At 73.7% G+C, this 19,514-nt stretch carries 16 protein-coding genes; 6 read left to right on the forward strand and 10 right to left on the reverse strand.

The genetic code is table 11. The features are described 5' to 3' along the window. Positions 1–90 precede the first annotated feature (90 nt). A complete protein-coding gene (locus R2D22_RS09750) occupies positions 91–2,115 on the reverse strand; it encodes a glycogen debranching N-terminal domain-containing protein (protein WP_318102693.1) in 2,025 nt (674 codons plus the stop codon). A gap of 127 nt (positions 2,116–2,242) precedes the next feature. Further along, positions 2,243–3,592: a DUF4192 domain-containing protein gene (locus R2D22_RS09755; protein WP_318102694.1), complete on the reverse strand. Its 1,350-nt coding sequence runs from the start codon at positions 3,590–3,592 to the stop codon at positions 2,243–2,245. A 122-nt stretch (positions 3,593–3,714) separates the two neighbouring features. Between R2D22_RS09755 and R2D22_RS09760 the strand changes: the two genes are divergently transcribed. Further along, positions 3,715–5,898, forward strand: coding sequence for a RecQ family ATP-dependent DNA helicase (locus R2D22_RS09760; protein WP_318102695.1), 2,184 nt, complete (start codon positions 3,715–3,717; stop codon positions 5,896–5,898). A 224-nt stretch (positions 5,899–6,122) separates the two neighbouring features. Beyond that, the gene (locus R2D22_RS09765; protein ID WP_318102696.1) at positions 6,123–6,749 is read left to right on the forward strand and encodes a hypothetical protein; all 627 of its coding nucleotides are present in this window, start codon (positions 6,123–6,125) and stop codon (positions 6,747–6,749) included. Positions 6,750–6,933: 184 nt separating this feature from the next. Here the strand turns inward: R2D22_RS09765 and R2D22_RS09770 are convergent, their stop codons facing one another. The 3 genes from R2D22_RS09770 to R2D22_RS09780 all read right to left on the reverse strand — a co-directional run bounded on the left by R2D22_RS09770 (position 6,934) and on the right by R2D22_RS09780 (position 9,085). Continuing rightward, positions 6,934–7,566, reverse strand: a complete 633-nt coding sequence (locus tag R2D22_RS09770; RefSeq protein ID WP_318102697.1) for a hypothetical protein — start codon at positions 7,564–7,566, stop codon at positions 6,934–6,936. A gap of 94 nt (positions 7,567–7,660) precedes the next feature. Then, positions 7,661–8,371, reverse strand: a complete 711-nt coding sequence (locus tag R2D22_RS09775; RefSeq protein ID WP_318102698.1) for a ribonuclease HII — start codon at positions 8,369–8,371, stop codon at positions 7,661–7,663. A gap of 87 nt (positions 8,372–8,458) precedes the next feature. Beyond that, positions 8,459–9,085, reverse strand: a complete 627-nt coding sequence (locus R2D22_RS09780; protein ID WP_318102699.1) for a TetR/AcrR family transcriptional regulator — start codon at positions 9,083–9,085, stop codon at positions 8,459–8,461. A 133-nt stretch (positions 9,086–9,218) separates the two neighbouring features. Between R2D22_RS09780 and R2D22_RS09785 the strand changes: the two genes are divergently transcribed. Continuing rightward, on the forward strand, positions 9,219–10,766 hold the full coding sequence (locus R2D22_RS09785; RefSeq protein WP_318102700.1) for an MFS transporter: 1,548 nt from the start codon (positions 9,219–9,221) through the stop codon (positions 10,764–10,766). Between the two features lie 90 nt (positions 10,767–10,856). Here R2D22_RS09785 and R2D22_RS09790 read toward each other — a convergent pair whose 3' ends face one another. The 4 genes from R2D22_RS09790 to R2D22_RS09805 all read right to left on the reverse strand — a co-directional run bounded on the left by R2D22_RS09790 (position 10,857) and on the right by R2D22_RS09805 (position 16,104). Further along, positions 10,857–12,626 (reverse strand): DUF4153 domain-containing protein, encoded by a 1,770-nt coding sequence (locus R2D22_RS09790; protein WP_318102701.1) that lies wholly within the window; start codon positions 12,624–12,626, stop codon positions 10,857–10,859. A 250-nt stretch (positions 12,627–12,876) separates the two neighbouring features. Further along, positions 12,877–13,788, reverse strand: a complete 912-nt coding sequence (locus R2D22_RS09795) for an ADP-ribosylglycohydrolase family protein (RefSeq protein ID WP_318102702.1) — start codon at positions 13,786–13,788, stop codon at positions 12,877–12,879. 12 nt (positions 13,789–13,800) lie between these two features. Further along, entirely contained in the window at positions 13,801–14,460 is a 660-nt protein-coding gene (locus R2D22_RS09800) for a phosphoglycerate mutase family protein (RefSeq protein ID WP_318102703.1), read from the reverse strand. A 33-nt stretch (positions 14,461–14,493) separates the two neighbouring features. Further along, entirely contained in the window at positions 14,494–16,104 is a 1,611-nt protein-coding gene (locus tag R2D22_RS09805) for an ABC-F family ATP-binding cassette domain-containing protein (RefSeq protein ID WP_318102704.1), read from the reverse strand. 131 nt (positions 16,105–16,235) lie between these two features. Here R2D22_RS09805 and R2D22_RS09810 point away from each other — a divergent pair, with 131 nt between their 5' ends. After that, a complete protein-coding gene (locus R2D22_RS09810; protein WP_318102705.1) occupies positions 16,236–16,880 on the forward strand; it encodes a TetR/AcrR family transcriptional regulator in 645 nt (214 codons plus the stop codon). Between the two features lie 107 nt (positions 16,881–16,987). Here R2D22_RS09810 and R2D22_RS09815 read toward each other — a convergent pair whose 3' ends face one another. Then, complete coding sequence (locus R2D22_RS09815) at positions 16,988–17,593, reverse strand: YdbC family protein (RefSeq protein WP_318102706.1); 606 nt, start codon at positions 17,591–17,593, stop codon at positions 16,988–16,990. Between the two features lie 102 nt (positions 17,594–17,695). Here R2D22_RS09815 and R2D22_RS09820 point away from each other — a divergent pair, with 102 nt between their 5' ends. Then, positions 17,696–18,667 carry a DUF1152 domain-containing protein gene (locus R2D22_RS09820; RefSeq protein WP_318102707.1) on the forward strand — a complete coding sequence of 324 codons (972 nt, stop codon included), beginning with the start codon at positions 17,696–17,698 and terminating at the stop codon, positions 18,665–18,667. A 93-nt stretch (positions 18,668–18,760) separates the two neighbouring features. Next, a complete protein-coding gene (locus R2D22_RS09825; RefSeq protein ID WP_318102708.1) occupies positions 18,761–19,291 on the forward strand; it encodes a TerD family protein in 531 nt (176 codons plus the stop codon). Positions 19,292–19,514 lie beyond the last annotated feature (223 nt).

Consider the following 19,514-nt stretch of genomic DNA (forward strand, 5'->3'; position numbering starts at 1 on the left):
ATCATAGTCGTCTTCCTGACGATAAACACGCCCCTCTTCACCACCGGCAGTGACTTCTTCCTCTCCTGCCCCATCGGGCACGAACACCGCTCACACCCCCAACTGGAGGCCGTCGGCGGCCTCCTCGACGATCGCCGTGCCGAGCCTGCCGATCCGCACCGCGAACGGATCCCCGGCGACCCGCAGCCCCGCCAGCCGGACGGCCCCCAGCGGAGCGGAGCGCATGGGGTGCAGGGCCACGGTCCGCCCCGGCGCGTCCGGGCGGATCCCGGCGAGCGCGGCCAGCACCTGGACCCCGGCGGTCGCGGCGACCGCACCCGGACGGCAGGCGGCCGGGTGTGGCACCGGGACCGAGCCGGAGGTGCGCTGCTCCCCCGCGTACATCTCGGGGAGCCGGAACCCGAACGCCTCGGCCGCGTCGAGCAGCCCCTTCAGCAGTGACGCGGCCTCCCGCTCGTACCCGGCGGCGGCGAGGCCCGTGACCGCCACGGCCGTCTCGTGCACCCGCACCGCCCCGGACCGGTGCCCGAAGGGGTTGTGTCCCGGTTCCTTCGCGCCGAGCCCGCGGAGCCCCCAGCCGGTGTCGAGCGCGGGCCCGCCGAGCAGTCGGGCCAGCTGTTCGGTCCGGTCCTTGTCGAGCAGCCCCGGCGCCGTGCGCCCGGCGCCGGTCAGCCCGGTGTCCAGGAGGTGCGCCGCCCAGGAACCGAGCTGCGGCAGCGGCGTTCCGCCGGGGAGCAGTGCCGCTGCGGGCCGCCCGCCGCCCAGGTCGTCCAGCCAGAACTCCCGGCGGAACCGCTCCCGCAGGGCCCGCGCCCGCTCCCGCCACTCCGCGCCGCCCGGCCGGCCGCACAGGTCGAGGAGGTCGGCGCCGAGCATCGCGGCCCGGTGCGCGTGCGCCTGCGTCTCAGCGCGCAGCGGTCCGGCGGGGCCCGGGTCCGGGACGAACCCGTCCGCGTCCACGGCGGCGCGCAGCCAGTCCAGGCACCGCTCGGCAGCGGGAAGGAGCTCGGCCAGCTCCTGCTCGGGCAGCCCCCAGCGGGCGGCCTCGGCCAGCACCGCCGGAAACGCCAGGGTGGCCTCGATTCCGGTGCAGCGGGGCGGCAGGCCGGGGCCGGAGTCGCGCAGGGGGCCGGGGATGCGCCCGCGGTCCGGTCCGGGTCCGTCCCGCTGGGTCCGGGCGAGCGCCCTGAGGGTGCCGACGGCGAGCCGGGTGCCCAGCGGGAGCGCCATCCGGGCCGCCCAGAGGGACTCCGCCGTGGCCGGGCCGCACCGCCATGGCACTCCCGCCGCCGCGTGGACTTCGGCGGGCCGGAGGCGGTCCCGCAGCAGAAGGGCCCGCAGGTCGTCGGAGGAGGACCGGAACAGTTCGCCGACCCGGGGGTCGTCCCCCTCCGCCCGTGCCTCGGCGAGCACCTGCCCGCCGGGTCCCGCCGCGGCGCCGGCGGCGCGCTCGGCGAAGCGGTCGCCCGCGATCCGGAGCTCGATGGTGCGGGCGGCGCCGGGGGCCAGTTCGAGGTCCCAGCGGAGCAGACCCGCCACGGCCAGGGCGTCCGTCGGCGGCGGGGTGGTTGTGACGGTGGCGTACCGGCCGTCGGGGGCCGACCAGCGCAGCCCGGCCGCGTGGACTCCGGCGGAGAGTTCGGGCCCGGGGCTGCCCGCCGCCACCGCCCCCAGATCCGCGAGATCCGTGCCCAGAGCGAGCTCCACGGGGAGCCGGAGCGGTCGGGTGGCCGAGCTGCGCAGGGTGATGCGCTCGGTGCCGTCGGCGCCGCGCGTCCGCTCGACGGTGAGCCCCGGGTCGGGGCCGGGGTCTCCGGGCGTGCGCAGCACACCGACGAACCTGGCCCGGCCGGCGGTCGCCGACCGGCCCTGGACGGCGACGGGTTCACGTCCGTACACCCGCAGCACGCAGCGGGAGAGCAGCCGCCGGCCGGCGTGGTAGACGCCGTCGAAGCCGGTGCCGGTGAGCTGGCCGTGCTCGGCGGAGAGCACGAGCCAGGGCAGGGCGACGCAGACGAGTGCGGTGTGCACGGCCGGCAGTCCGCCGGTGCCCGGCGCGGTGCGCTGGGCGCCGGGTCCGGAAGCGGGCCCGGATGCGGAGACGCTGAGGTCCATGAGTGGTGTGCTGCGCCTTCTGTGCGGTCCGGGTTGTCCGGACGACCCCCGCCGGCGAAGCGGCGGGACCGGTCGTACGACTCCGACACCGGGATGAACGGCGCTGCGGCGGAGCGGGTCACGGCCATCACCCCGTCCCCGTTCCGCGCCGGCCCCTGCGCGGGACGCCGCCCCCGGCGCGGGCGGGCCGCACACCGCCCCTTCCGTTCCGTCCGCCGCGCCCGGGGCGCGTCGGCCCACCGGCCGTGGGCGGACGCCCGGCCCGGGCACGCCGCACCCGCCCGTGCGCCGCGGCCGGCGTGGGAGCCGGGGAAGGAGCCTGAGCGGCAGAGGGAGAGGCCGCGGGCTCCGCCGGTACGAGGTCCCTCGCGGCGCGCTCCGTCCGCAGGCAGTCCCGCAGGGACTCCGGGTCGATGCCTTCGTTGCACGCCTGGTGGAGGAGCAGTGCGAACCGGTAGTCGGGGTCGGCGTTCAGCGCGAGTCCGAGCGCGACGCGGGCGGCGGGTTCGTCGCCGGTGGACCAGGCCGTCCAGCCGGCCAGCGTGAGTGGGGCGGCGGCGTGCTCGGTGTAGGGGACGACGCAGCGCCTGGCCAGTACGCGCCACAGCCGCAGGGCGGCCGCGCCCTCGGCGCCCTCCATCCACTCCGCCGCGCGGTCCCGGGTGTCCCGGTCCTGCAGCCCCATGATCACGGCGGCTGCCTCGCCGTGGGTGACGAGCGCGTCGTCGCCCTCGTCCCCGTCCCGGGAACTCGCCCCTTCGAAGCGCCCCATCAGCTCGCGGGCGAGGGCCAGGGTGTCGTCACGAACCCGGTCGAAGGTGCGGGCGTCGAGAATCCGCGGGACGAGCGCCGCCGAGGCCTCGTCGAGGGCGTCCCGCTGCGAGGCGTCGTCCGGCACGGGCGGCCGGAAGCGGGCCTCCATGTCCCGCAGCGAGCCGCGCACCTGGATACCGGCGTAGGCCGCGGCCGCCGCCATCACGGACGTACCGGGCAGGGCCAGCGGTGTGCCGTCCGGCGGGCAGCAGCGGCTGTCGGGACAGCAGTAGGAGAAGTAGCGGCCGTCGGAGATGCACAGGGCCTCGTACACGGGCACGTCGAGCCCGCCGCACGCGGTGCGCAGCCGCTGGGCGAACGGGCGCAGCCGTTCCATCACGCGGTGCGCGCGCTCCCCCGGGGCGGGGTCCTGGCAGAGGAAGACGAGGATGCCGTCGGGACGCTCGCCGCGCCGCTCGCAGCCTTCGACGAGGCATTCGGCGAGCTGGTCGGCCGTGGCGGCCCACTCCCCCGGCGAGCGCGGGATGCCGAGCCTGAGCCGGCCGCCGAAGCGCCCGCGTTCGCCGTGCAGGGCGACGAGGACGACGGAGTCCGTGGGGTGGAAACCGAGCATGAACGGCAGGGCGTCGGCCAGCTCGGCGGGGCCGCGCAGGGTGATCTGCTGCTGGTCGGTCGGTCCGGTGGATGCGTGGTGCTGGTTCATGCCGACGACGGTCCCGCGACCTCGACGATCACGAAACCCCTGTGGATAACTCCCGCGCCAGGTTGTCCACAGGCCGGCGGACGCGTTCGCGCGTTGTCGGTGCCATCGGGTTGCATGGGGGCATGACCCACGCAGACCGCCTCGAAGACCGCGCGTCGCTCCGCGCCGCCGCCGACACCGTACTCGCCCGCCTCGTCGGGGACGCCTCCGGCACGGCGCAGCTGCGCGAGGACCAGTGGCGCGCGATCGAGGCGCTGGTCGCCGACAAGCGCAGAGCTCTCGTGGTGCAGCGCACCGGCTGGGGCAAGTCGGCGGTGTACTTCGTCGCGACCTCGCTGCTCCGCGAGCGCGGCAGCGGCCCGACCGTGATCGTCTCCCCGCTGCTGGCGCTCATGCGAAACCAGGTCGAGGCCGCCGCTCGGGCGGGGATCCGCGCGCGCACGATCAACTCGTCGAACACCGAGGAGTGGGAGACGGTCCAGGCGGAGGTCGCCGCGGGCGACGTGGACGTGCTCCTGGTCAGCCCCGAGCGGCTCAACAACCCGGACTTCCGCGACCAGGTGCTGCCCGCGCTGGCCGCCGCCACCGGCCTGCTCGTGGTCGACGAGGCGCACTGCATCTCGGACTGGGGCCACGACTTCCGCCCCGACTACCGGCGGCTGCGCACGATGCTCGCCGACCTGCCCGCCGGCGTACCGGTCCTCGCCACGACGGCGACGGCGAACGCGCGGGTGACCGCGGACGTGGCCGAGCAGCTCGGCACGGGCGCGGGCACGGACGCGCTGGTGCTGCGGGGCCCGCTGGACCGGGAGAGCCTCAGCCTGAGTGTGCTGCGGCTGCCGGACGCCGCGCACCGGCTCGCCTGGCTCGCCGACCATCTGGACGAGCTGCCGGGCTCGGGAATCATCTACACGCTCACGGTCGCCGCGGCCGAGGAGGTCACCGCGTACCTGCGGCAGTGCGGCCACACGGTGTCCTCGTACACGGGCCGCACCGAGAACGCGGACCGGCAGCAGGCGGAGGAGGACCTGCTGGCGAACCGGGTCAAGGCGCTGGTCGCCACGTCCGCGCTGGGCATGGGGTTCGACAAGCCCGACCTCGGGTTCGTCGTGCACCTGGGCTCGCCGTCCTCTCCCATCGCCTACTACCAGCAGGTGGGCCGCGCGGGCCGCGGTGTGGAGCACGCGGAGGTGCTGCTGCTGCCCGGGCCCGAGGACGAGGCGATCTGGAAGTACTTCGCGTCGGTGGCGTTCCCGCCCGAGGAGCAGGTGCGGCGGACCCTGGACGTGCTGGCGCGGGCGGACCGGCCGCTCTCGCTGCCCGCCCTGGAGCCACTGGTCGAGCTGCGCCGGACACGGCTGGAGACGATGCTCAAGGTCCTGGACGTCGACGGGGCGGTGCACCGGGTGAAGGGCGGCTGGACGAGCACCGGCCGGCCCTGGGTGTACGACGCGGAGCGGTACGCCTGGGTGGCCCGGCAGCGGGAGGCCGAGCAGGACGCCATGCGGGCGTACGCGTCGGCGACGACGTGCCGGATGGAGTTCCTGCGGCGCCAGTTGGACGACGAGGAGGCCGCGCCCTGCGGCCGCTGCGACAACTGCTCGGGGGCCGGCTTCGAACCGAAGGTGTCGGCGGGGGCGCTCGACGCGGCGAAGGGCGAACTGGGCCGGCCGGGCGTGGAGGTGGAGCCGCGCCGGATGTGGCCGACGGGGCTCGCGGCGGTCGGCGTCGACCTGAAGGGTCGTATTCCGGCCGGGGAGCAGGCGTTCGGCGGGCGTGCCCTGGGGCGGCTTTCGGACATCGGCTGGGGAAACCGGCTCCGGCCGATGCTCGCGGAGCGGGCGGCGGACGGTCCGGTGCCGGACGACGTGGTGCAGGCGGTGGTGCGGGTACTGGCCGACTGGGCGAAGGGTCCCGGGGGTTGGGCCTCGGGTGCTCCGGACGCACCGCCCCGGCCGGCGGGTGTGGTGACGGTCGCCTCGCGCACGCGTCCGCAGCTCGTGGACTCGCTGGGCCGGCGGATCGCGGAGATCGGTCGGATGCCGCTGCTCGGGTCGGTCGGCTACGCGCCGGAGGCCGAGGACCTGCGGCTCTCCCGGACCAACAGCGCCCAGCGGGTGGTCGGTCTGCACCAGGCGCTCATGATTCCGCCGGAGCTGGCGGCGCAACTGGCCTCGGCCGGCGGGCCGGTGCTCCTGGTCGACGACCTGTCGGACAGCGGCTGGACGCTGGCCGTGGCGGCCCGACTGCTGCGCCGCTCCGGAGCCGAGGGGGTGTTCCCGCTGGTCCTCGCCGTTCAGGGGTGAGCAGTGGTGAACGGGGGGTGAACCCTCGGACAACTGGGCAGGGATATCCACGTCATTCCCCCGCATACCAGTCAGCGGCCTCAATTGCTCGTTGCCGCCGTCGCACGCGGCAGCAAGAATTGGAATCCGCCCCCCGCACGGCCCGTTCGGGGTCCGGAAGGGCTGTGCCGTGGTGCGCCCTCACTCGACCGTGCCCGCCCCCGGGCGAATCCGAAGGGAGGACCGTGACCTTCGGATTCCACTCGCCCGCGACCGGCTCGCTCGGCGCGTCGGCCGACTCCGCCAACCGTCTGAGGACGCTCGAACCGGCCGAGTGGGCGGCGGCCGGAATTCCGCTGCTGCGCAACCCCCGTGAGGTCGTGACGGGGCTGCACACCCGTCATCGGCCGACTCCCGCGACGGCCGTGGTGGCGGTGCTCGACCACGAGGAACGACTCGCCGCCAGCGCCTCGTTCAGCCGGCGCTCCGCTCCGGCGGACGGCTGGGAGTTCCGCAACGCGCTGCTCGCGCATCTTCGCCGGGTCATCCCGCACGACCTGCGGCGACGCGCCCCGGCCCGTACCGCCGTACTGCTCTACTGCCGTGACGGCGACGAGCGCTGGACGGAGGAGGACGGCGCCTGGATGTGGGGGCTGCGCGACGCCTGCACGCTGCACGGGCTGCGCTGCGGCGCGTACATCACGCTGACGCGGGGCGGCTGGCAGGTCCTCGGCGACGGCCGCGGCGGCCGGCATCCCAGCTCCGACTCGCGCCCCACGGCGCTCGGGGACGTGTCGGTGGAGTACGCCCCGGTCTCCCCCCGTACGGCCGGTGGGGCGGCGGAGCCACTCCGGCGTACGGCGGCCCGCTGAACCGCACGGCGCGCCTCCGAACCGGTCCGACGCGTACCGCACCGCCGCCCGACGAACCGCAGCCCGACGAACCGCGCTGCGCGCCGCCGGTGTTCAGCACCAGGAACAGGCCCCGGAATCCGACACGGAACAGACCACGGCCCGGCCGCCCGCGAGGGGCAGCCGGGTCAGGACCGCGGAGGGATCAGACGCCCGCGCCGAGCACGGCGTTGATGCGCTGCGGGTCGCCGCAGACGATCAGCAGCGCGGTCGCCCGCCCCATGGCGAGCGGCAGGGTCCGCGCGGCGACGTCGTCCGCGCCGCCGTTGACGGCGACGACCACGACGGGCCGGGCGGCGGCCTGCTCGACGGCGGAGGCGTCGGCGAAGAACACGTCGTCGCCGGCTTCCTGCTGGGCCCAGTAGGCGGCCTCCCCGAAGGACAGCTCGTGCGCCGTCCAGGGGTGCTGCTCACCGGTCGTGAGGACGAGGACTTCGCCGGGGGCGCGACCGGAATCGAGCAGCAGGTCCACGGCCTCCTCGGCGGCGTCGAGCGCGCCGTCCGCGGGGGCGGGGATCAGCTGGATCTGCGGGCCGGTCCGCTGCTCGGAACGATTCTCCGGGCGGGACGACGGGGACTGCCCGGCACCGGGGTGCGGGCGCTGCGCCGGGGGCGCGGGACGGGCCGGGCCGGGGCCGGGACGCCCTGGACGCGGCGTGGCTGCGGAACGCGGACCGGGTACGGGACGAGGGGTCGGCGCGGGACGGCCGGCGGCCGAAGTGGCGCGGGGACCCTGGGCACTCTCGTGAATCTGAGGCTCCTCGGGGGTGAGAGGCATGAGTGGATGTCTATCAAATGCCCCGCCGAGGGGCATCGGCGGGTGGGCACGAACGTGCGGCCCGGCCGGCGGACCGGGCGTGGTGCCGGGGCGGTCAGAAGTCGAAGCCGAGCTGGCCCCCGCTCTCCAGTGCGGCCGCCTCGGCGGAGAGGCGAACCTTCTTGAGGTGCCGCCACCGGGGCAGGGCGTCGAGATACGACCAGGACAGCCGGTGGTACGGGGTCGGGCCCCGCTCCTCCAGCGCCGCCCGGTGCACCGGCGACGGGTAGCCCGCGTTGGCGGCGAAGGCGTAGGCCGAGTAGTCCCCGGCCGCGGTCTCCAGCTCGGCCATCATCGCGTCGCGCCGCACCTTGGCTATGACCGAGGCGGCGGCGACGGCGACACAGCTCTGGTCGCCCTTGATGACCGTGCGGACCCTCCACGGGCTGCCGAGGTAGTCGTGCTTGCCGTCGAGGATCACCGCGTCGGGCCGGACCGGGAGGCCCTCCAGGGCGCGTACCGCGGCCAGCCGGAGCGCCGCGGTCATGCCGAGCTCGTCGATCTCCTCCGGAGAGGCGTCGCCCAGTGCGTACGCGGTCACCCACTTCTCCAGCTCCAGGGCCAGCTCGCCGCGTCGCTTGGGGGTGATCAGCTTGGAGTCGGTGAGCCCGTCGGGCGGGCGGCGCAGCCCGGTGACGGCCGCGCACACCGTGACGGGACCGGCCCACGCCCCGCGTCCGACCTCGTCGACCCCTGCGACGATCTTGGCGCCGGTGGTGGCTCGGAGCGAACGCTCGACGCTGTGAGTGGGTGGTTCGTAGGGCATGGCGCCAGACAGGTTACGCCGATGCACGCCGCACACGGAACCCGGTTTCCCTTCGGGTACCCCGGCCGCCCCCGACCCTCTCCGACCTCAGTGCTTCGCGGGCCGCAGCAGCGGCACCATCACCTGATCGATCATCGCGGCGATGTCGGCATCGGTCCATTCGCTGGCGCACACCTTGGTGCGGTACATCATCATCGCCGGAACGACGTCGAAGACCAGGTCGCCGAGGGCGTCGGCACGCACGTCGCCCCGCCGGATCCCACGGCGCACGACCTCCCCGAAGAGCTCGGTCGCCGGTTCGATCAAGCCGCTGACGATCAGCCCGTGGAGTCGCTCGGCGGCCACGCTGTCGCATTCGTGAAGCACCGTACGCAGGGCGATCCCGGGCGTGGAGAACATCGCCTCGCGGACGCGGCGGCACAGCTGGAAGAGATCCTCGCGCACGCTGCCGAGGTCGGACGACGCGTCGAGGGTCGGCAGTCCGGCCCGGAGCGCGTCGACGACCAGATCGACCTTGGACGGCCAGCGCCGGTAGACGGCGGCCTTGCCGGTCTGCGCCCCGGCGGCCACCCCCTCCATCGTCAGCCCCTTCCAGCCGACGGTGCCGAGCTGGTCGAGCGCGGCCTCCAGGATGGCCCGTTCCAGTACCGGACCGCGGCGCCGTGATGCCGGCTCCGGCGACCGAGCGGCGGTCGCCGTGCGCGAAGTACCCATCAGATTCACTCCGTTGAAAACATCGGGGACGAGCGGCAGCGATCAGTGAACGCTTGCGTTCACTGATGGGGACTCACTACCGTTGAGAACAGTGAACGGTTGCGTTCACTACATCTTGCTTGGGGGACCCATAGTGACAACCTCTCCAGTGGACGCGCCGGTCAAGCCGGGTGCGGCCCGACGTGACGGGCGACCAGGTCTCGCCCTGACCGTCATCGCCGCCTGTCAGCTCATGGTCGTACTGGACTCGACGATTGTGAACATCGCGCTCCCTCACATCCAGGACGCGCTGTCCTTCTCGACCACCGACCTCTCGTGGGTGCTCAGCGCCTACACGCTGACCTTCGGCGGTCTGCTGCTGCTGGGCGGACGGGCCGGTGACATCCTGGGCCGCCGCCGCGTCTTCATGGCCGGCATCCTGCTCTTCACCTTCGCCTCGCTCCTCGGCGGATTCGCGCAGGAGCCCTGGCACCTGCTCGCGGCCCGCGTGCTGCAGGGCGTCGGCGGCGCGATCGCGTCACCGACCTCGCTCGCGCTCATCACCACGACGTTTCCCGAAGGACCCGAACGGAACAGGGCGTTCGGCGTCTTCGCCGCCGTCTCCGCCGGTGGCGGCGCGATCGGCCTGCTGGCCGGCGGCATGCTGACCGAGTGGCTGGAATGGCGCTGGGTCATGTTCGTGAACGTGCCGATCGGACTGCTGATCGCCTTCCTGACTCCCCGGTACATCAACGAGTCCGAGCGTCACCCGGGTCGCTTCGACATCGCCGGCGCCCTGACCTCGACCCTCGGCATGGCCTCGCTCGTCTACGGATTCATCCGCGCCTCCGAGGAGGGGTGGCGCGACTCGCTCACCATCGGGTCGTTCGGGGCGGCCGTGGTGCTGCTCGCCGCGTTCGCGCTCGTCGAGTCGCGGGCCCGCGAACCCATCACCCCGCTCCGCATGTTCGCCGACCGCAACCGCTCGGGCACGTACGTGATCATGCTCAGCCTGGCGGCCGCGATGTTCGGGATGTTCTTCTTCATCGTCCTGTTCGTGCAGAACGTGCTGGGCTACAGCCCGATCCGGTCCGGCCTCGCGTTCCTCCCCGTGACCGTCGCGATCGTCACCGGCGCGGGGCTCTCGCAGCGGTTCCTGCCGGTCCTGGGTCCGAAGCCGTTCATGGTCGCGGGTACGGCGATCACCGGCACCGGCCTGTTCTGGCTGACCTTCATCACGCCGGACAGCTCGTACGTCAGCGGCGTCCTCGGCCCGATGGTGGTGTTCGGCTTCGGCATGGGCCTGAACTTCGTGACGCTCACCCTGACCGCGGTCTCCGGGGTGGCCCAGCACGAGGCGGGTGCGGCGTCCGGCCTGCTCAACGCGACGCAGCAGGTGGGTGGTTCGCTCGGCCTCTCGATCCTGGTGACCGTCTTCGGCACCGCCAGCCGTGAGGAGGGCGAGAAGCAGGTGCAGGACTTCATGGCCGTGGCCACGCCGCAGCAGCAGGCCCAGTTCGCTGCCACGAAGGAACTGCCCGCGTCCTGGGCGCACGAGGTGCTGACGACGGGCATCGCGACGGCGTTCACGGCCGCCGTCGGCATGGCGCTGCTGGCCCTGCTCACCGCGCTGGCGGTGATCCGGGTGCGCAAGAGCGACCTGGAGGCCCTCAGCGGCAAGGCGGCGGGTCCCGTCGCCTGACGGGCCGGTCCGCCACGCAGTGCGGACTCGACGCGTCCGGGCCGTCCCCACGCGGGGAGGGACGGACCGGACGCGCCGCGCCACCGTGCGTCAGGGAGTTCCGTACGGGTCCTCGGAGTCGTACGGGTCTTCCGTCTCGTACGGGTCCTCGGAGTCGTACGGGTCCTCGGAGTCGGTCGGGTCGTCGCGCCCGAGCAGCACGCACGAGCCGAGGACGTAGTGAATCTTGCGGTCCTCAAGGACCTCCCGGGCCCTGTCGCGGCTCCAACTTGTCGCGTACCAGGCGTCGTCGTCGGGCCGGAGCTGGTGGTCGATGTCCACCAGCGCGCAGGATCGGTGCGGCTCGGGAAGCCGGTCCAGGGCGGGCACGGCGTCGGCCGAGAGGCCGGCCAGGTAGTCGACGTCGATCTTCCCCAGGCGCTCGTACCGGTCGACGTTGCTCTCGGCGACGAGCGCGTCCGGAGAGATCAGGCCGAATCCGAGCACGGCGACCGCGGCGCTCGCGGCGACGGCGCGGGGCAGGAACCTGGCCCCGAACACGCCGGCGGCCATGATCAGCAGGATGACCACACCGAGCCAGATCTCCATGGCCGTGACCGAGATCCGCAGCCGGGTCAGTCCGTACGCGTCGACGTACAGGTCCATCCTGCGCAGCGCGGACGCGACGACCACCAGGGTCAGGACGCACAGGGCGCCCAGCACGGTGCGGACCAGGGTCCGGTCGCGGGCGTCGGAGCGCGGGGCCCAGCGCAGCGCGAGACCGATGACCACCAGCGTCAGCAGGGTGGCGATCAGCAGCTGCCAGAAGCCCTGCCGCGCGTACGCGCTGTAGGTGAGACCGGTCTCCTTGAGCACCTTGTCGTACCCGCCGAAGAGCACGGTCAGCTGGACCGCGTTGAACGCGGCGAAGAGCAGGTTGAGGACGACGAGCGGGAGCGCCCACTCCATCCGGCCGCGGGACCGGCCCTGCCCGACCTCCATGCGGTCCCACCGCAGCGGCGCCGCGCCGGTGCGGGCCACGGCGATCGCGCCGAACAGGCCGAGCAGGAACAGCGAGAGCCGCCACGGCGCCTGGGCCAGCGAGATGTCCGGCATGAGGGAGCCGAGCAGGTCGGCGAAGGCCGCGTCGGCGCCGGCGAACAGGGCGCCGAAGACGACCAGGAGGACGACGGCGACCAGCGAGGTGCGCAGCACCGGGCCCCAGCGGCCGCGCGAGCCCTCGGCGCGCTCCCGCATGCCCTGCCAGGCCCAGACGGTTCCGGTGCCGAGGGAGTGGAACAGGCCGAAGGGGGCGAGGAGGACACTCGGCCAGCCGCGACCGCCGTGCAGCGCGAAGGCGGTGAGCGCCAGGGCGGAGACGATGGCGAGGAAGGTCGGCCAGCCGGCGTCGAGCAGCGCGGGTACGGCGAGCAGGGCGAGGCCGCCGAGCGCCCACACCAGTGTCCACGGGCGCAGTCGGCGGCCGGCCGCGCGGGCGGCGAAGCCGGCGGCGAGGACGGCCGGAACGGCCACGATCAGCAGGTTGAGACCGAGGCCGCCGCCGAACAGCAGCGCGCAGAGCAGGGCGGTCGCGAGGATCGCCCACAGCGTCGGAAGGGTCACCCGGGCGGGGGCCGGGGGCGTCAGCTTGGAGAGCGGGCTCGGCCCCGGCGGCGTCGCACCGCGAGGCGGACCCCAGGGCTGGTACTGCTGGTGCTGTGGGGACGGGTGCGCGTGCTGCGCGTGTTGCGGCGGGACGACGGTGGGAGCCGCCGTGCGTACGGGGCCGTCGGCGGCGGGGCCGCCCTCCTTCGACAGCGGGGACGACGGCTTTTGCTCCGGCTCCTCGGACGGCGGCGGTATGGACGGTGTGTCGGACATGGGACCCCCTCCCGACCCGGGCACAGCCGACCATGGCGAGGACGGCACGGCAGGGGCTGTGGTCCGGGGTCTCATCGGCGCGCGCTTTTCATGATCAGCAGCGCGCAGTGCCCGCCAGGCTAGCGTCGGGGCGTGGTTCTGGCCCCGGGCGCGGCACGATGTGGCAGGACCGTGACAGACGCCCGTGCCCTTACGGCCCCTGGCGCGCCGATCGTCCCCGTTTCCCGCGCGCGCCGGCGCGGGCTCGCGGTCAGCTGCGTACGCCGTCCGTGAGCCAGGCTGGCAGCTCCTCGGTCTGTTCCAGCCAGGCGGCCGGCGGCGCGCCGCGGCTCCCCGCGGCGACGACTCCGCCGGCGATGGCGCAGGTCGTGTCGACGTCCCCGCCGACCTGCGCGGTGGTCCAGAAGACCCGCTCGTAGTCGGTCAGCGCGCGGGCCGCCGACCAGAGCGCGAACGGCACGGTGTCGTGGGCGGTGGTGCGGCGCCCGCTGCCGAGGACCGCGGCGACCGTGCCCGCGTCGCCGTAGTCGAGCATGTCGCGCGCCCGGCGCAGCCCCGCGCCGACCGCGCTGCGCGGCACGAGTGCGACGACCCCGTCGAGCAGCGCCTCGGGCGTCGGCGGACCGGCCGGGTCGGCGGCGAGGGCCGCCGCGGCCGCCACCGCCATGGCACCGACCACGGCCTCGCGGTGCTGATGGGTGGTGTACGCGGAGATCTCGGCCTGGTGCGTGGCCTGCTCCGGGTCGTCGGCGTACCAGGCGCCGAGCGGTGCGATGCGCATGGCGGCGCCGTTGCCCCAGGAGCCCTGGCCGTTGAACAGCGCGGCGGCCAGCTCCCGCCAGTCGCCTCCCTCACGGATCAGCCGGAGCATCCGGTTGACCGCGGGCCCGTAGCCGCGGTCGAAGTCGTGGTGGTCGGCGAAGGAGCGGGCGAGCGCGTCCTGGTCGATGCGGTCGTGCGCCGCGAGCACGGCGAGCACGGAGCAGGCCATCTCGGTGTCGTCGGTCCACTGCCAGGGACCGTCCGGCAGCTCGCGTCGCTTCAGGAGGGGATAGTTCGCCGGGACGAAGAACTGGGAGCCCAGGGCGTCTCCCACCGCCAGGCCGCGCAGGCTGGCGAGGGCGCGTTCGAAGCGCCGGTCGTTAGAGGAATCAGCGGTCATCGCCCTGCCACTCTATCCGGTGCCACCGTACGGTTTCGGGGTGCGCCAGCGTTCGAAGGGGCGGTCCAGGGTGTAGCGACCGTCCTCTCCCAGGAGCAGGGTGCGGGTCTCCCCGTTGCCCGGGTTGGACAGCGACTCGAACTCGGCGACCGTCCAGTGGAACCAGCGCATGCAGAACAGCCGCATGGTGAGGCCGTGGGTGACCAGGAGGACGTTCGGCGGATGGTCCGGCGCCTCGAAGCTGCGGTAGAGGCTCTCCAGGAAGGCGCCCACGCGGTCGTACACGTCGGCACCGGACTCCCCTTGCGCGAACCGGTAGAAGAAGTGTCCGTAGGCGTCGCGGTACGCCTTCTGCAGGCGCACGTCCTCCCGCTCCTGCCAGTTGCCCCAGTCCTGTTCCCGCAGCCGGGGCTCCTCGCGGACCCGGACGCGCCTCGGGTCCAGCCGGAAGGCCCGGAAGGTCTCGTGGGTGCGGCGGTACGGCGACACGTACACGCTGACCCGCTCGTCGCCGAACAGCTCGCGCAGCCGGTCTCCGGTCTCCTCGGCCTGGCGGCGGCCGTTCGCGGTGAGCGCGAGGGCATGGTCGGGCTCGCGCTCGTACACCGTGTCATCGACGTTCCCCTCCGACTCTCCGTGCCGTACGAGGACGATGCGCCGCGGTCGTGCCATGACTCGACCCTAGTTCGACCGCCGCGGCCGGGCTCAGCCGGCCAGGCGCCCGGAGTCCATCCGGTGGACCCGGCCGGTGAAGCGGCGGCGCAGCCGCCGGTCGTGGGAGACGACGACGAGGGCGCCGGTCCACTGCTCCAGGGCCTGTTCCAGCTCCTCGACGAGGCCGAGGGCCAGGTGGTTGGCCGGCTCGTCGAGCAGCAGCAGGTCCGCCGGCCTGGCAAGCAGTCGCGCCAGGGCCAGCCGACGGCGCTGACCGGCCGAGAGCGATCCGACCGGGACGTGCAGGTCGGCGGGGCGGAACAGGCCGTAGGACAGCAGCAGCTCGGAACTCTCGTCCTCGGAGAGGGCGAGCCCCCGTCCGAAGGCGGCGAGCACGCGCTCGGCCGGCCGACCGACGGGTATCTCCTGGGCCAGGAACCCGATCCGGCCGCGTCGCCGGACGTCGCCCTCGTCGGGGTTGCGCACCCCTGCCATCACCGAGAGGAGCGTGGACTTCCCTGCCCCGTTGCCCCCATGGACCAGGATCTTCTCGCCCGCGCCGACGGTCAGCGCGTCCACCGCGAGCCGCCCGCCGACCCGCACCCCGGTCAGGGACACCAGCTCGCCCTGCGCGCCTCCGGCCACGGGCCGGGCCGCGAAGGCCAGCGGTCTGGGCGGCCGGGCGACGGGCTCCTCCCGCAGCCGACGCAGCCGCTCCTGCGCGTTTCGCACACGGCCGGACACCGAGGCCTGGACCCGGCCTCCCGCGCGGTCGTACGCCATCTTGTTGTTGTCCCTGGGCCCGTGGCCGGCGGCGACGCCGTGCGCGGTGGTCGCGGCGTACTCCTCCAGTCTGGACGTCTCCGCGCACCACTCCGCGTACGCCTGCTCCCAGCGGCGTCGCGCGGCCGCCTGCTCGGCGCGGTATCCGGCGTACCCGTCCCCGTACCGGACGAGCGTGCGGCGGTCGGCGTCCACCTCGACGATCGCGGTCGCGACCCGCTCCAGGAAGACGCGGTCGTGGGAGACGGCGACGACCGTGCCCCGGTGGGCGAGCAGTGCCTCCTCCAGCCAGTCGAGGGCGCGCTCGTCCAGGTGGTTGGTGGGCTCGTCGAGCAGCAGCACCTCGGGCGACGCGGCGAGCGTGCACGCGATGCCGAGGCGCGCCTGCTCCCCGCCCGACAGACTGCCGAGCAGCCGCTCCCGCCCGATGCCGGCGAGACCGAGACCGTGCATCGCCTTGTCGACCCGGGCGTCCGCCTCGTACCCGCCGCGCAGCTCGTAGGCGGTGAGCAGTTCGCCGTACGCGTCCAGGGCGCCGGCGTCCGCCGAGTCGAGCCGCTGTTCGAGCCCACGCAGCCCGCGTTCCATGGACCGCAGTTCGGACAGGGCCGCGTCCATCGCGTCCGCGACGGTGCGGTCGCCGGGCAGCTGCGGGGTCTGGGCGAGGAGTCCCGAGCCGCCCTCCGCCACCGTGATCACGTCGCCGTCGTCGGGTGCCTCCAGGCCGCCGAGGATGCGCAGCAGGGTGGACTTCCCCGCCCCGTTCTCCCCCACGATGCCGATCCGTTCACCGGGGCGCACGGTGAGCGAGATCCGGTCGAGCAGGAGCCGGTCCCCACGGGACACGGTCACGTCGCGCAGAGAGATCTGAGTGGGCAAGGGCGCCTCCAGGAGTCGAGTCGGGTCGTGACGGGTCGAAATCACATGAACGAGCGGGGGAGCAAATGCAACCGGAGTCGCATTACCGTGAGTGTGGCACACTCGATCCATTAACGCAACAGGAGTAGCAATTGAACGAGTCTCCCGCTCCGTCCGAGCCGACCACGCCTCCCGCGCCCGGCAGCCGGCGCCCCGGCGGCCGGACCGCCCGCACCCGCGCCGCCGTCCGCGACGCCGTCCTGTCCGGCCTGGCCGAACACGGCTACCCGGGGCTGACGGTCGAGTACGTGGCGGAGCACTCCGGCGTCCACAAGACGACCCTCTACCGCCGCTGGGGCACCCTCGAAGGGCTGGTCGCCGACGCCCTGGACCTGGCGGGCGAGGACACCTGGACGCCGCCGGACACCGGCAGCCTGGCCGGTGATCTGCGTGCGCTGGCGCGCGAGGTGAGCGAGTCGTTCGCCGATCCGGCCGCCGCTGCCGCGCCCACGGCTTTCGTCGGCGCCGCGTTCCAGTCACCGCGCGCCGCGGAGGCCCTGCGGGCGTTCTACGCGGAGCGCTTCCGGCGCTGTGAGCCGGTCGTCGAGCGGGCCGTGGAGCGCGGCGAGGCCCCGCCCGGCACCGACGCGGGAGCCGTCGTACGGGCCGCCTCCGCGCCGCTCTTCCTGCGTCTGTTCGTCACCCGCGAGCCGGTCGACACCGCGCTCGCGGACCAGTCCGCCGCCGCGGCCCTCGCGGCGGTCGAGGCGGGAGCGTTCACCACCTCGAACGGGTGAAGCCAAGACCCGCAGACCGGTGGACGGCTCGGTCGGTGAAGCGGTGACGCCGGGCGAGGGGCCTTACCGGCAGACCGATGACCCGGTGGCCCCAGACCGGTGAACGGTCAAACCGCCCAAGCCGGTTCGAGCTGGACCACGTCCCCAGCCATCGCCGCCACGTCGGCCTCGGTCTGCGCGCGCAGGCCGAGCCGTTCCACCCGCTCCGTGCGGTACTTCCCGTGCTCCGCCGCCGAGTGCCACAGCGACAGCACCAGGAACTCGTGCCCCGGAGCCTCCCCGAACACCCCGCGCAGCATCCCCGGCGACCCGGCCATGGCCGGGTTCCACACCTTCTCCTGCATCAGCGCGAAGTGCTCGACCCGCTCCGCGTGGACACGGCAGTGCGCGACCCGGGCCACGTCCGCGTCCGCGAAGCGCGGCTCGAACCCCGTCTTCACGTCGAAGCGGTAGTCGAAGAGTTTGACCTGCGCGTCCTTGAACGTCCCGGCCTGCGAGGCCGCGAGCCGGTCGTGCGCCCGCGCCATGAACGAGTCGTAGAACGCGCGGCTCTCCCAGAACGCGAAGACATGGGCGACGTCGGGCCGTCGGCGGCTCCACCCCCCGCCCTGCCCCCGGAAGCCCGGCTCACCCAGCAGCCCCGCCCACTTCCGCTGCCCCCGCTCGAACCCCCGACGGTCGACGACGGTGCAGCGAATCCACTTGACCAGCACCGCGCCATCGTACGGCCGTGAACGACACCCCGTCAGAGGTCTGCGGACCGATCACCCGAAAACACGGTGAGGTGTCCGCCGGAAGTTCGCACAATGATCCGTATGACGGCACTGCACGCCAATCCCCTCTTCTCCCGCCTCGAATCGGCCCGCCGCGTCCTCGTGACCGGCGCGGGCGGCGGTTTCGACATCTACGCCGGGCTGCCGATCGCGCTGTCCCTGCTGCACCAGGGCAAGGAAGTCCGGCTCGCCAACCTCACCTTCAGCGCGATCGAGGGGCTGCCGCTCGACTCCTGGCTCGTGCCGGACGTCGCCGTCGTCACTCCGGAGTCCTCGCCCCACCAGACGTACTTCCCCGAGCGTACCCTCGCGCAATGGCTGAAAATGCACGGCTATCCCAGCACCGTCCACGCCTTGGCGCGCGTCGGCGTGCAGCCGCTGCGGGCCGCCTACCGGGCGCTGATCGAGCACCACGAGATCGACGCCGTCATCCTGGTCGACGGCGGTACGGACATCCTCATGCGGGGCGACGAGTCGGGCCTCGGCACCCCGGAGGAGGACCTGACCAGCGTGGCCGCCCTGGCCGGCATCGACGACCTCCCCGGCCTCACCGAGCGGCTCGTCGTCTCGATCGGCTTCGGTGTCGACGCGTACCACGGCGTCAGCCACGGGCTGGTCCTGGAGAACATCGCGGCGCTGGACCGGGACGGGGCTTACCTCGGAGCGTTCTCGGTGCCCCGCGCCTCCAAGGAGGGGGCGCTGTTCCTGGACGCCGTCGCGCACGCGCAGCACCGGACGCCCGACCGTCCCAGCATCGTGAATGGCTCGATCGCGGCGGCGGTACAAGGCTCCTTCGGAGACGTGCAGTTCACGGAGCGCACGCGCGGCAGCGAGCTGTTCATCAACCCTCTGATGTCGCTCTGCTTCGCCTTCGAACTGAAGGGACTGGCCGCCCGCTGCCTCTATCTCGACCGTATTGAGCACACGCACCTCATTCGCCAGGTGAGCAGCGCCATCGAGGAGTTCCGGGACGAGGTCGTCCGGCAGCGGCCGCCGCGCGGCTACCCGCACTGAGCCGGCGTGACACCATGAGCAACCTGCCCGCGACCACGGGTGGTTGACCGGCGGGCAGGCCGGATGTGCGAGCGACGAGAGAGGGGATTCACGGTGGGCGGTCTCAACAAGGGGGTCGGCAAGGTCGAGGTGACGCTCAAGTGGGACCCGAGCCCGATCGGAGCGCCGGCGCACGATCTCGACATCATCGCGGGGGTGTACGGCTCGGAGGACCCGTTCGGGGCGCCGGCCTTCCTGGTGCACTTCGGCAGCCGCTCCCCCGACGGGACGATCACGCTCCACCGGGACAGCCGTACGGGGCAGGGCTTCGGGTACGACGAGGCGATGACCGTGGAGCTGGACCGGATCGCCGCCACGTACGGGCGCGTCGTGGTGGGCGTGGCCATACAGCAGGGCGGCGGCCGGCGGACCTTCGGCGACGTCGCCAACACGGGGGTCCTGGTGCGTGAGGGTCATCGCGACCTGCTGACGGACGACTTCGCCGACCTGGCGGAGGCGACGGCGGCGACGGTCGTGGAGTTCACCCGGGACGGTGCGGACGGCTGGGAGTACCGCCAGATCACCCGCGGCTTCGACGCCGACCCGCAGGAATTCGCGGCGGTGATGGGCGCCCAGCAGGTTTAGCCCTGCGGCGGGCGCACAGGGGCGGCCCAGCGCATACGGAACGGGGGACCCGTGCGGCGCACGGGTCCCCCGTTCCGTATGCGCCACCCCGCTCCCGGCCCGTCGTCGCGGAGGCCCGCGGCTCGAGTTCCGGTGCCATGCCGTCCGCGAGCCAACAAGCCCTCGACATCGCGGCGACGGCCCGAGACGCCGGAGAGGGTGCCGACCATGGTCGGCACCCTCT

It is taken from the genome of Streptomyces sp. HUAS YS2 (assembly GCF_033343995.1).
Classification (GTDB): Bacteria; Actinomycetota; Actinomycetes; order Streptomycetales; family Streptomycetaceae; genus Streptomyces; species Streptomyces solicathayae.

Coding starts and splice junctions, on each gene's coding strand:
- R2D22_RS09760 (WP_318102695.1), top strand. CDS start 3,715: ATGACCCACGCAGACCGCCTCGAAGACCGCGCGTCGCTCCGCGCCGCC.
- R2D22_RS09820 (WP_318102707.1), top strand. CDS start 17,696: ATGACGGCACTGCACGCCAATCCCCTCTTCTCCCGCCTCGAATCGGCC.
- R2D22_RS09750 (WP_318102693.1), bottom strand. CDS start 2,115: ATGGACCTCAGCGTCTCCGCATCCGGGCCCGCTTCCGGACCCGGCGCC.
- R2D22_RS09795 (WP_318102702.1), bottom strand. CDS start 13,788: ATGACCGCTGATTCCTCTAACGACCGGCGCTTCGAACGCGCCCTCGCC.
- R2D22_RS09770 (WP_318102697.1), bottom strand. CDS start 7,566: ATGCCTCTCACCCCCGAGGAGCCTCAGATTCACGAGAGTGCCCAGGGT.
- R2D22_RS09790 (WP_318102701.1), bottom strand. CDS start 12,626: ATGTCCGACACACCGTCCATACCGCCGCCGTCCGAGGAGCCGGAGCAA.
- R2D22_RS09800 (WP_318102703.1), bottom strand. CDS start 14,460: ATGGCACGACCGCGGCGCATCGTCCTCGTACGGCACGGAGAGTCGGAG.
- R2D22_RS09780 (WP_318102699.1), bottom strand. CDS start 9,085: ATGGGTACTTCGCGCACGGCGACCGCCGCTCGGTCGCCGGAGCCGGCA.
- R2D22_RS09755 (WP_318102694.1), bottom strand. CDS start 3,592: ATGAACCAGCACCACGCATCCACCGGACCGACCGACCAGCAGCAGATC.
- R2D22_RS09775 (WP_318102698.1), bottom strand. CDS start 8,371: ATGCCCTACGAACCACCCACTCACAGCGTCGAGCGTTCGCTCCGAGCC.